At 65.9% G+C, this 10,920-nt stretch carries 17 protein-coding genes; 14 read left to right on the top strand and 3 right to left on the bottom strand.

The features are described from left to right. The first annotated feature begins 15 nt into the window (after positions 1-15). A complete protein-coding gene (locus tag HU230_RS22790) occupies positions 16-495 on the top strand; it encodes an NUDIX hydrolase (protein ID WP_176529760.1) in 480 nt (159 codons plus the stop codon). 28 nt (positions 496-523) lie between these two features. Further along, positions 524-1,039 (top strand): mismatch-specific DNA-glycosylase, encoded by a 516-nt coding sequence (locus tag HU230_RS22795; RefSeq protein WP_176529759.1) that lies wholly within the window; start codon positions 524-526, stop codon positions 1,037-1,039. A 128-nt stretch (positions 1,040-1,167) separates the two neighbouring features. Here the strand turns inward: HU230_RS22795 and HU230_RS22800 are convergent, their stop codons facing one another. Then, positions 1,168-1,602, bottom strand: coding sequence for a hypothetical protein (locus HU230_RS22800; protein ID WP_092116023.1), 435 nt, complete (start codon positions 1,600-1,602; stop codon positions 1,168-1,170). Positions 1,603-1,808: 206 nt separating this feature from the next. Here HU230_RS22800 and HU230_RS22805 point away from each other — a divergent pair, with 206 nt between their 5' ends. Genes HU230_RS22805 through HU230_RS22815 form a run of 3 tightly spaced genes read left to right on the top strand, consistent with a single transcriptional unit; the run spans position 1,809 to position 3,106 of the window. Next, complete coding sequence (locus HU230_RS22805) at positions 1,809-2,234, top strand: YeeE/YedE family protein (protein WP_176529758.1); 426 nt, start codon at positions 1,809-1,811, stop codon at positions 2,232-2,234. Positions 2,235-2,236: 2 nt separating this feature from the next. After that, a complete protein-coding gene (locus HU230_RS22810; RefSeq protein ID WP_176529757.1) occupies positions 2,237-2,716 on the top strand; it encodes a DUF6691 family protein in 480 nt (159 codons plus the stop codon). A 3-nt stretch (positions 2,717-2,719) separates the two neighbouring features. Next, the gene (locus HU230_RS22815; protein WP_176529756.1) at positions 2,720-3,106 is read left to right on the top strand and encodes a RidA family protein; all 387 of its coding nucleotides are present in this window, start codon (positions 2,720-2,722) and stop codon (positions 3,104-3,106) included. Between the two features lie 119 nt (positions 3,107-3,225). On the opposite strand, the gene HU230_RS22820 is transcribed toward HU230_RS22815, so the two are convergent. Further along, on the bottom strand, positions 3,226-3,987 hold the full coding sequence (locus HU230_RS22820) for an SOS response-associated peptidase (RefSeq protein ID WP_176529755.1): 762 nt from the start codon (positions 3,985-3,987) through the stop codon (positions 3,226-3,228). Positions 3,988-4,049: 62 nt separating this feature from the next. On the opposite strand from HU230_RS22820, the gene HU230_RS22825 reads away from it, so the two are divergent. The 5 genes from HU230_RS22825 (at position 4,050) to HU230_RS22845 (ending at position 6,539) form a co-directional block, all read left to right on the top strand. Further along, complete coding sequence (locus tag HU230_RS22825) at positions 4,050-4,550, top strand: hypothetical protein (protein WP_176529754.1); 501 nt, start codon at positions 4,050-4,052, stop codon at positions 4,548-4,550. A gap of 38 nt (positions 4,551-4,588) precedes the next feature. After that, positions 4,589-5,008, top strand: coding sequence for an NUDIX hydrolase (locus HU230_RS22830; protein ID WP_176529753.1), 420 nt, complete (start codon positions 4,589-4,591; stop codon positions 5,006-5,008). An 85-nt stretch (positions 5,009-5,093) separates the two neighbouring features. Next, positions 5,094-5,471, top strand: a complete 378-nt coding sequence (locus HU230_RS22835; RefSeq protein ID WP_176529752.1) for a TIGR02301 family protein — start codon at positions 5,094-5,096, stop codon at positions 5,469-5,471. Continuing rightward, complete coding sequence (locus HU230_RS22840; protein WP_176529751.1) at positions 5,461-6,117, top strand: HAD family hydrolase; 657 nt, start codon at positions 5,461-5,463, stop codon at positions 6,115-6,117. The genes HU230_RS22835 and HU230_RS22840 overlap by 11 nt, the downstream gene beginning before the upstream one ends. Before the next feature lie 155 nt (positions 6,118-6,272). Continuing rightward, the gene (locus HU230_RS22845; RefSeq protein WP_028332620.1) at positions 6,273-6,539 is read left to right on the top strand and encodes a hypothetical protein; all 267 of its coding nucleotides are present in this window, start codon (positions 6,273-6,275) and stop codon (positions 6,537-6,539) included. An 83-nt stretch (positions 6,540-6,622) separates the two neighbouring features. Here the strand turns inward: HU230_RS22845 and HU230_RS22850 are convergent, their stop codons facing one another. Next, positions 6,623-7,957, bottom strand: coding sequence for a dihydroorotase (locus tag HU230_RS22850; RefSeq protein ID WP_176529750.1), 1,335 nt, complete (start codon positions 7,955-7,957; stop codon positions 6,623-6,625). 129 nt (positions 7,958-8,086) lie between these two features. Here HU230_RS22850 and ygfZ point away from each other — a divergent pair, with 129 nt between their 5' ends. The 4 genes from ygfZ (at position 8,087) to HU230_RS22870 (ending at position 10,828) form a co-directional block, all read left to right on the top strand. Then, on the top strand, positions 8,087-8,968 hold the full coding sequence (gene ygfZ, locus HU230_RS22855) for a CAF17-like 4Fe-4S cluster assembly/insertion protein YgfZ (protein ID WP_176529749.1): 882 nt from the start codon (positions 8,087-8,089) through the stop codon (positions 8,966-8,968). Continuing rightward, positions 8,965-9,591: a DNA-3-methyladenine glycosylase I gene (locus HU230_RS22860; protein WP_176529748.1), complete on the top strand. Its 627-nt coding sequence runs from the start codon at positions 8,965-8,967 to the stop codon at positions 9,589-9,591. The genes ygfZ and HU230_RS22860 overlap by 4 nt, the downstream gene beginning before the upstream one ends. Next, complete coding sequence (locus HU230_RS22865) at positions 9,588-10,199, top strand: YfbR-like 5'-deoxynucleotidase (RefSeq protein WP_176529747.1); 612 nt, start codon at positions 9,588-9,590, stop codon at positions 10,197-10,199. Before HU230_RS22860 ends, HU230_RS22865 begins: the two co-directional genes overlap by 4 nt. A gap of 122 nt (positions 10,200-10,321) precedes the next feature. Next, a complete protein-coding gene (locus HU230_RS22870) occupies positions 10,322-10,828 on the top strand; it encodes a tyrosine phosphatase family protein (RefSeq protein WP_176529746.1) in 507 nt (168 codons plus the stop codon). Positions 10,829-10,920 lie beyond the last annotated feature (92 nt).

Below are 10,920 nucleotides of genomic sequence, written 5' to 3' on the forward strand. Positions count from 1 at the left end.
CCTTCGGAATCGACTATGCCCCAGCGCAGCGCCGGCTTGCTGATGTTTCGCCGCAGACGCGGCATCGCGGAAGTGCTGCTGGTGCATCCGGGCGGCCCGTTCTGGACGAAGAAGGATGATGCGGCCTGGTCGATCCCGAAGGGCCTCTATGAAGAAGGCGAAAATCCCCTGAGCGCCGCGAAACGCGAATTCGAGGAGGAGACGGGACAGCGGCCCGTCGGCACCTTCATCGAGCTCGGCGTGTTCAAGCAACCGAGCGGCAAGCATGTCAGCGCATGGGCGCTCGAGGGCGAATTCGACCTTGCAGCGTTCAAGAGCAACACGTTCGCGATGGAGTGGCCGCCACGATCGGGACGCCTCGCGGAATTCCCGGAGGCGGATCGCGCGGGCTGGTTTGCATTGAAGGAGGCGTTCAGGAAGATTACCAAGGGACAGCAGCCTGTCCTGAACAGCCTGATCGAGAAGCTCGGCCTGCCGAAACCCGATTTCAGCTAGGCAAGGTCGTCCATTACCCCCCGCTCCGATGCCCGACAACAATCTCCACCGCCTCCCCGATCAGCTCCGCGCCAATCTGCGGCTGGTGTTCGTCGGCACCGCGGCCAGCACGCGCTCGGCCACCGTCGGGCATTACTACGCGCATCCCCGCAACCGCTTCTGGCGCGCGCTGCATGAGGCCGGCATCACGCCGCGGCGCTATCGGCCGGATGAGTTCACCGCCCTGCTCGAGCTCGGCATCGGCTTCACCGATCTCTCCAAGACCGGCGCCGGGATGGATCATGAGATCGCGCGGGGCTCGTTCGATGTCGCGGGCTTCAGGACCAAGATCGAGATGGTTCGGCCGAACACCATCGCCTTCACCAGCAGGAAGGCGGCGAGCCTGTTTTACGACCGGCCGACCAGCGCGCTTGCGCTCGGCCGGCAGCCGGCCATAAATGGATTTCCTGACGTGTTCGTGTTGTCGTCGCCGTCAGGTGCGGCGTCCGGCCATTGGACGTTGCAGCCGTGGCGTGAGCTGGCGCAGTGGATCACGGAACCGTAGAAGGGTAGAGCGCAGCGAAACCCATCATCTCTCCCGCGGCTACGAAGTTGATGGGTTTCGCGGAGTTTATCATCGGGCCGCGCGTTGCGCGGACCCGTTGGCTCTACCCATCCTACGAAGCCCGCCCGTTACTCCTTCAACGTGATCGCAAGCCCGCTGAGGTCGACATTGGCCATCAGCCCGATCTGCTTGCCGCTCAATTCGAGCACCGCGCCGTTCTGGTTGGTCAAGAGGATGCCGCGCACACCGGCGCCGAGCGCAACGCCCATGCCGGCCGCGGCATAGACGCCGGCGATATCCTGGGCGCGGCGGATGTTGCGCACACGCCCCTGCAACGTGGTCTGGGAGCCGCCGAACACGAGGCCGTAGTCCAGCCCGCCGGCGGTGAGCCCGTAAGTCTGGCCGTGGAAGGTCAGGACGCCCTTGCCGGCGGAGCCGCCGAAGAACCAGCCGCCCTTGAAGATGACGAGCGTCACCGCGCCCTCGTCGGCCAGTGCAGCGGACGATCCGGTGAGCAGCGCCAGCGCGAACAGCACGGCGCGGGCGGCGGATGACAATCTCATGGGGGGTTCTCCGGACGAAGTGAAGCGAATCGCGGCAATCCAATCGGGCGGCGGCACGTCGAAATGCCGGCAAAACACGCGGGATTGCGCTTGTTCCTGTTATTGTGGAGTCTATCATCGGGCGTGTAGTCGCGCGACCATTGGCGCATGCGCCGCCACCGCTTTGCGCCATCGCTGAGGAGTTTGCGCAACAGGGACCCGCACCGATGCACGATTTCACCCCACTTTCCGGCCTCGCCGGCGGCGCACTGATTGGGCTTGCCGCCGCGCTGCTGATGCTACTGACCGGGCGAATCGCCGGCGTCACCGGCATCGTCGGCGGCCTGCTCCAGCCCGATACCGCCGACCGCGCCTGGCGCATCGCCTTTATTGCAGGGTTGATCGCGGCGCCCCTGATTGCGGCACTATTCGGCGCGCCGCTGCCGCGGCCGGCGATGAATGCGAGCCTCGTGGTGATCGCGATCGCGGGCCTTCTGGTCGGGTTCGGCACAAGGATGGGCAATGGCTGCACCTCCGGCCATGGCGTCTGCGGCTTCGCGCGGCTGTCCAGCCGCTCGATCGTGGCCACGTTCATCTTCATGACGGCGGCGATCATCACGGTTGCCATCGTCAGGCACGGGATCGGAGGTTAGCGATGCGCGTTCTCGCAAGCTTCGTGTGCGGCCTGATCTTCGGCGCGGGCCTTTTGATCTCGGGCATGACCGATCCGCAGAAGGTGCTCGGCTTCCTCGACCTGTTCGGCGCATGGGATGCGACGCTTGCCTTCGTGATGGCGGGTGCGGTTGCGGTCGCGGCAACCGGCTTTGCGATCGCGCGGCAGCGCACCGCGCCTGCCTTCTCGGCGCGCTTCCTCTGGCCCGACCGCAACGACATCGATGCGCCGCTGGTTGGGGGCGCCGTGCTGTTCGGCATCGGCTGGGGCCTCGCCGGCATCTGCCCCGGGCCCGCACTGGTCAACCTTGCCGGGCTCTCGCTGCCGATCGTGGTGTTCGTCGTCGCGATGCTGGCAGGCATGATCGGCCAGAATCTCTTCGGCAAGAATCCCTGGCGCCGGCGTACGCTGGCGGCGAGCGCCGTCGACACCGCTTCCCTTCCCTCTCGCGCAGACGGGTGACCCATGACTGAGATCAAGCACTTCCCTCCTCCGCCCGGCGTCACGGCGCCGCCGCTCTCGTTCGGCGCCCGCGTCGGCGATCTCTTGTTCATCTCGGGCATTCCCGGCTTCGACGCCAACCGCGAGCTGCCCGACGGCTTCGAGGCGCAGTTCGCCAATGTCGTCACCAATTTCCGGCGCGTGCTGACCGAGGCCGGCGCCACAATGCGCGATCTCGTCAAAGTCAACGTGCTGCTGACCCGCGCCTCTGACGTCGCGACGATGAACGTCCTCTATGCCGGCGCGTTCGGCCCCGCACCCTACCCCGCGCGCACCACCTGCGTCGTGGTGGCGCTGCCCAATCCGAAGATGCTGATCGAGATCGAGGGCGTGGCACACGTCAAGGGGTGAACCCCGCACTCTCAGTATCGTCCCGGCCTAGTGCGCAGTTGCGCACGGGGGGCCGGGACGACGATGTGAACAGAGCAGCGCGCTGTCCTCGGCGCGCGCCACGCTTCTTCAGTCAACCCTCAAAATAACGACCCCTGCCCGTCGTCCTCGCGCACCGGCGCCTTGCGCGGCGCTGCCTTCTTCGGGGCCGGCGCGTCCTCCAAGGCGATCTCTTCCGCGCTCATCGGCAGCAGCAATTGCGCATCGTCGTTGGCGACGGCGTTGACCCGCATCGTCACCTGGTGCCAGGCGAACTCGCCGACGTCAGGTCCCTTCAGCATTGGCATCACGTCGTCGACGTCGTTGGGCAGGCAGTCGAGCCAGCGCGCGAATTGCTCGGGCCGGATCGTGACGGGCACGCGGTGATGCAGTTGCGCGAGGTCGAGGCTCGCAGGCGCGGTGACGATCGCGACCGTGTCCTGCTCCTCGCCGTTCGGTCCCATCCAGGTCTCGGCGAGCGCGGCGAAAGCAAGCGGATGGCCGTCGCGGCGATGGATGAAGAACGGCCGCTTGCGGCCGCCGGCATCCTGCCATTCGTAATAGCCGTCGGCCGGGATCAGCGCGCGGCGCCGCTTGATCGCGTTCTTGAACGCCGGCTTCTCCCGCACCGTCTCGGAGCGGGCGTTGATCAACAGCGAGAACGTGCGGGGATCCTTGACCCAAGACGGGATCAGGCCCCAGCGCATCAATTGAAAATGCCGGCCGCCATTCTGCAGCAGCACGACCGGGATCGGCTGGGTCGGCGCAACATTATACCGCGGCGGAAAATTCGGCTGCTCGATGTAGCCGAACATCTCTCGCAAGGCCGCCGGCGGCGAGGTAATGACAAAGCGTCCGCACATATCCTGTCCAGGGTGGTATCCGTTTATTCCGCCTTAACTTGGACCATTAAAGACTGCGACCAATGACCTCAACGGCCGCCATAGCGGGCTCTCGCCCGCGACCGACGTACCCCGACGAGGCGCGGGCGGCGCAGTTGCGCGCCGCCAACATCAATCCCCGCACCGGGCTTGCGACCGACTACCTCAATCACTTCAACGAAGCCATCATGCTGCTGGAGATGGTGCCGGACCTGCCGGAATGCGCCAGCGATTTCCTGGAATGGCAACCCTTGTCCTATGCCGAGCATTTCACCGCGTCCAATTTTCGGGCGCGTGACCTCGCGATCGAAGCCTATCAGACGGCGGATGCCGTCATCCGGGCCGAATTCGACCAGCTCACCGACAGCATGACCAAGATCCTGACCGAGGTCGGCTCCGCGATGCGGCAATTGCACCAGGACAGGAGCCGGGTCGCGCTCGCCGAGCAGGCGATCGTCTGGGTCAAGCCGCTGGTGATGCAGACCGCCGGTGTCATCAACGGCGCCGCAGAGGCCGATGTCGACGGCATCATGGCGGGCGCCTGATTTATCGGGCATGATGGTCGTCAAAACTGGTTGTCGTCTTGAGCTCTCCCGAACCTCCGATCCGCCCGCAGCTCGCCGTCTCCGGCGTGATTTTCCGCGATGGCAAGGTGCTGCTGGTCCGCCGTGCCCGCTCGCCGGGCAAGGGCTTCTATTCGCTGCCCGGCGGCCGGGTCGAATTCGGCGAAACGCTGCATACCGCCCTGCACCGGGAGATCGACGAGGAGACCGCCCTGCGGGTCGAGATCCTGGGCCTGGCCGGCTGGCGCGAGGTGCTGCCGACCGGTCCCGGCACCGGGCATTATCTGATCATGACGTTCGCGGCGCGCTGGGCCTCCCGCGAGCCTGTGCTGAACGACGAGCACGACGATTTCAAATGGCTGGCGCCCGAGGAGATCGGCGACCTCAAGGTCACCGGCGGTCTCCATGAGGTCATTGCGGCCGCCCGGCGGCTGGTCTGAGGCCGGTTTGGGGGCGGTATTGGAGCCTTGCCGCCTTGCCTCGGGCGCATTGAGGGGGCATACCACGGCGATTCCGGAACCCCTGATGATCAGAGCCTTTCTCGCCGTTGTGATCCTGATGTCGGCATGCCTCGCGACGCCCGCCCGCGCGCAGGACGCCGCTGCGCCGTTCGACGGCGACCTGCAGCGGCTCGCCGAGATCCTCGGCGCCCTGCACTATCTGCGCGGCATCTGCGGCTCCAACGAGGGCGCCAAATGGCGTAACGAGATGCAGGCGCTGATCGATGCCGAAACCCCCTCCGGCGACCGCCGCGCCCGCATGGTTGCGGGCTTCAACCGCGGCTACAACGGCTTCCAGCAGACCTACCGGACCTGCACCCCGGCCGCCACCGTGGCGATCCGCCGCTATATCGAGGAAGGCTCGAAGATCTCGCGCGACCTGACGGCCCGCTATGCCAACTGACCGCGCGATCTTCTTCGACCTCGACGGCACCCTGACCGACCCGAAGCCCGGCATCACCGGCTCGATCCAGTATGCGCTGGGCAAGCTCGGCCGGCCGATTCCGTCACAGGACGAGTTGACCTGGTGCATCGGGCCGCCGCTGCGGGCGAGCTTTGCGATGCTGCTCGGCGGCGAGGAGCTCGCCGACCGCGCCGTCGAGCTCTACCGCGAGCGGTTCGGCGATGTCGGGCTGTTCGAGAACAGCGTCTATCCCGATACCGCCGACGTGCTGGCGGAGCTGCGACAGGCGCCGGGGCGCATCTACGTTGCGACCTCGAAGCCGCATGTGTTCGCGACGCGGATCGTCGCGCATTTCGGCCTCAGCCGGTATTTCGACCACGTGTTCGGCTCCGAGCTTGACGGAACCCGGGTCAACAAGGTCGACCTGCTGGCCTATGCGCTGGCGCAGACCGGGGCCGATCCGGCTAAGGCCCTGATGATCGGCGACCGCAGTCACGACGTTGTCGGAGCGAATCGCAACGGCATCCGCGCGATCGGCGTCACCTATGGCTACGGCACGCCGGAGGAACTGATCGAGGCCGGCGCCAGCCATCTGTGCGCCTCGCCGCGCGCCGTGCTGGACCATATCCACAGCTCATTTGGCTGATCGCGGCGGCGATACCCGGAATTCCCCTTCAAATGCCGTGGCGGGCGTTAACCTTTTCGAAAGATGTGGGCTAGGCGGTACCCGCATGCGTGATAAATCTCGCGCGTCGCAGTGGTTCGCTCCTCGGACCGCGCGCATCCATTTTGCAGAGTTTCATGCGCCATCCAGCGTCCTTTCCCCATCACCAAGACCCCCGTCCCGATCACGAGCAGAAGCAGGCCGCGCTGGGCTACCTGAACGAGGCGTGGGCGGAAGCGCGTCACGACGGCGTCGACGGCGACTGCCTCGCCCAGGCGAGCCTGTTCGCGGCGCTCGCCGAGCTCGTCGGCACCTATGGCGAGGACGCGGTGGCGAAGTTCGCCGAGGGCCTCGCCGCGCGCGTGCGCAACGGCGAGTTCTCGCTGGCATTGGCCCGGCAGTAATCCCGCAAAGCGTTTTCGAGCGAAGTGGGCACCGGTTCGCGCAAAGAAAACGCGTCAAACAAGAATCTAGCGCATTTGATGCGCTAGGCCTTCAGCGTCTCGAGGAAGCGGACCGGCTCGCCCGTCGACGGCGTCGTGACCTCGCCCTGCCACATCACCCGCCTGCCGCGCACGAAAGTGCCGACCGGCCAGCCCTGCACCCGCACGCCGTCATAGGGCGTCCAGGCTGCGCGCGAGGCGATCCATTTGTTGGTGATGGTCTCGCTGCGCTTGAGATCGACAACGGTGAAGTCGGCATCGTAGCCCGCCGCGATGCGGCCCTTGCAGGCGATGTTGAACAGCCGCGCCGGACCCGCGCTGGTGAGATCGACGAACCGCTGTAGCGACAGCCGCCCGGCATTGACGTGGTCGAGCATCAGCGGCACCAGCGTCTGCACCCCGGTCATGCCCGACGGCGAGGCCGGATAGGTCTTGGCCTTCTCCTCCAGCGTATGCGGCGCGTGGTCGGAGCCGAGCACGTCGATGATGCCCTGCTCGATGCCGTACCAGATGCCGGCGCGGTGATCGGCCGAGCGCACCGGGGGGTTCATCTGCGCCAGCGTGCCGAGCCGCTCATAGCATTCGGGTGCGGCCATCGTCAGGTGATGCGGCGTCGCCTCGCAGGAGGCGACATCCTTGTGGTCGCGCAGATACAGGATCTCTTCCTTGGTCGAGATGTGCAGCACGTGGATACGCTTGCCGGTCTCGCGCGCGAGATTGACCAGGCGCTCGGTCGCCATCAGCGCCGCGGTCTCGTCGCGCCACACCGGATGCGAGCGTGGATCGCCCTCGATCCGCAGCGGCTTGCGCTCGTTCAGACGATACTCGTCCTCGGCGTGGAACGCGGCGCGGCGCCGGATCACCTGGAAGATCCGCCGCAGGCTCTCGTCGTCCTCGACCAAAAGCGCGCCGGTGGAGGAGCCGATGAACACCTTGACGCCGGCGCAGCCCGGGGCGCGCTCGAGCTCCGGCAGGTCCCGCACGTTCTCGCGGGTGCCGCCGATGAAGAACGCGAAGTCGCAATGCATGCGATGGTGGCCGCGCTTGATCTTGTCGGTGAACGCCTCTTCGGTGACCGTCAGCGGGTTGGTATTCGGCATCTCGAACACGGCGGTGACCCCGCCCATCACGGCGCTGCGCGAGCCGGTCTCGAGATCTTCCTTCTGCGTCAGCCCGGGCTCGCGGAAATGCACCTGGGTGTCCATCACGCCGGGCAGGATATGCAGGCCCTTGCAGTCGATCACCTCGCCGGCCGAGGCCTGGCCGAGCGCGCCGATCGCGGCGATGCGGCCATTCGTGACGCCGATATCGCGCACGCCCTCGCCGTCCTGATTGACCACAGTGCCGGATTTTAGAATGGTGTCAAAATGCTGATTCATCGGTCCTCGGCGCCCGCTTTCGGCTGTCGCGCGGGCCTTGTTCGGCGCACTCTAGCGCCTTAGCTTGGCAGGGGATATCCGCGAGGACAGCGTTTCCCAAGGAACTTGGAAAAAGAGCCAATTTTGCGAATGAAAGCAGCGTTTCTTCCAGATCGGAGCGTGGTCAAAATCTCTGGCGAGGACGCCCGCAACTTCCTCAACGGCCTCATCACGACCGATGTCGAGCAGCTAACCCCGGGACAGGCCCGGTTTGGCGCACTGCTGACGCCGCAGGGCAAGATCATCGTCGACTTCCTGATCACCGAGATACCCACAGGCCACGGCGGCGGCTTCCTGATCGACGCGCCGCGCGCGCTCGCCAAGGGGCTTGCCGACAAGCTCGGCTTCTACAAGCTGCGCGCCAAGGTCGTGGTCGAGAATCTCTCCGACAGCCTCGGTGTGCTGGCAGCCTGGGACGGCGAGCCGGCGGCGATCCCCGATCTCGCTTTCTCCGATCCGCGCAATACAGCGCTCGGCTGGCGCGTCCTGATCCCGGAAGATCTGAAGCAGAAACTCGCTGAGCTGATCGGCGCCGATCTCGTCGACTCCAGCGCCTATGAGGCGCATCGCATTGCGGCCGGCGTGCCGCGCGGCGGGCTCGACTTCATGTATGGCGACGCGTTCCCGCACGAGACCAATATGGACCGCCTCAACGGCGTCGATTTCGACAAGGGCTGCTATGTCGGCCAGGAGGTGGTGTCGCGCATGCAGCATCGTGGCACGGCGCGCACCCGCACGGTGAAGATCATTCTCGACGGCCCCGCCCCCGAGACTGGCGCGACAATCCAGGCTGGCGACAAGCAGGTCGGCACCATGGGCTCGACCGCCGGCGAGAAAGGCCTCGCGCTGGTGCGCATCGACCGCGTCGCCGATGCGCTCGACGCCGGCCTGCCGCTGACCGCGGGCGGGCTCGCGCTTCACCTCGCCGATCCTGATGCCGTCCGCACCACACCCAAGAAGACCGTTGCATGAGTCGCACCGCGCAACTGCACCCCGACGGCAAGACGCGCTGCCCGTGGCCGGGCGACGATGCGTTCTACGTCGCCTATCACGACAATGAATGGGGCGTGCCGGAATATGACGACCGCGCGCTCTATGAAAAGCTGATCCTCGACGGCTTCCAGGCCGGCCTGTCCTGGATCACGATCCTGCGCAAGCGCGAGAATTTCCGCAAAGCCTTCGACGATTTCCAGCCCGAGAAGATCGCGCGCTACACCGACAAGAAGGTGCATGCGCTGATGAACGACGCCGGCATCGTCCGCAACCGCGCCAAGATCGAAGGCACGGTGGCGAGCGCCAAGTCGTATCTCGAGATCATGGAGAAGGGTCCCGGCTTCTCGAAATTCCTGTGGGACTTCGTCGACGGCAAGCCGAAGGTCAATCAGTTCAAGACCACCGCGAGCGTGCCGGCCTCGACGCCGGTCTCGATCAAGGTCTCCAAGGAGCTCGGCGCGCGCGGCTTCAAATTCGTCGGCCCGACCATCGTCTATGCCTTCATGCAGGCGACCGGCATGGTCAACGATCACCTCGTGACCTGCTTCTGCCACGAGGCCTGCAGCGGCAAGCTCCGCACACCGCGGCTCAAGAAGAAATGACTGCGCGTCAATCGACCGAGACCACTCGCGCCTGGCAGCGGATGTTGTCGGGGCGCCGGCTGGACCTGCTCGATCCGTCACCGCTCGATATCGAGATCGTCGACATCGCGCACGGACTGGCGCGGGTCGCGCGCTGGAATGGCCAGACCAGCGGCGCGCACATCTTCTCGGTGGCGCAGCACACACTGCTGGTCGAGGCCGTGATGCGCCAGCAGACGCCGCGCGTCGATATCCGCCATCGTCTCGCTGCATTGCTGCATGACGCGCCCGAATATGTCATCGGCGACATGATCTCGCCGTTCAAGGCGGTGCTCGCAGGCGAATACAAGGCGGTGGAGAAGCGGCTGCTGTCGGCGATCCATATCCGCTTCGGCCTGCCTGCCGTGCTGGCGGATGAGATCACCCAGCAGATCAAGGCCGCCGATCGCGGCGCCGCCTATCTCGAGGCGACGCATCTGGCGGGATTTTCGCAAGCCGAAGCCAGGCGGCTGTTCGGCCGCGATCCGGAATTGCCGGAAGCCACCGAGCGCGACTATCTGACCCCATGGACCGCAGCGAGGGCTGAAAAGCAGTTCCTCGAACGCTTCAAGGCATTGCACGCGTCATAGGCGCCGCCGCGAAGCGTGCAGCCGGTTGCGCCGCAAAACGAAGAGCTGGCATCGCGCCGCCCGGCTTTGCCCACCTGGAAGCAACCGTTATAATCGGGCGCACCCGCTAGCCAAGGACCATCATGCTTCACGTCTGCTCGCTTGCCGCGCTCTCCGACACGGTTCGTGCCACCGGCGCCAGCCATGTGCTGACCGTGATGGCCAATGTCGACCAGGTGCAGCGGCCGCCCTCCGTGCTTCCCGCCAACCATCTGAAAGTGTCGATGGACGACATCGTCGAACAGATGGACGGATTCGTTGCCCCCAACGAGACGCATATCGAGAGGGTGCTGGCCTTCGTGCGCGGCTGGGATCGCCGCGCGCCGATGGTGGTGCACTGCTACGCCGGCATCAGCCGCTCGACCGCGAGCGCGTTCGCCACCGTCTGCGCGCTCAATCCGCACCGCGACGAAATGTCCATCGCCCGGCTGATCCGCGAGGCCTCGCCGATCGCGGCGCCCAACCGGCTGATCGTCGGCCTCGCCGACAAGGCGCTGGGCCGCGAGGGCCGGATGCTGCGCGCGCTCGATGCGATGGGCCCCGGCAGCATGAGCGTCGAAGGCCGGCCCTTCCACATCGATCTGGACTAGCACGGCCTGTCACGGCCGGTCGCTTGAACTTCCAGTCCGCTCAAATGCACTACTAGAGCGGGATAACTTTTCTTCGAATCGTCATCCCGCTC

Origin of the sequence: Bradyrhizobium quebecense (assembly GCF_013373795.3) — a bacterium.
In the GTDB taxonomy this organism is placed as follows: Bacteria; Pseudomonadota; Alphaproteobacteria; order Rhizobiales; family Xanthobacteraceae; genus Bradyrhizobium; species Bradyrhizobium quebecense.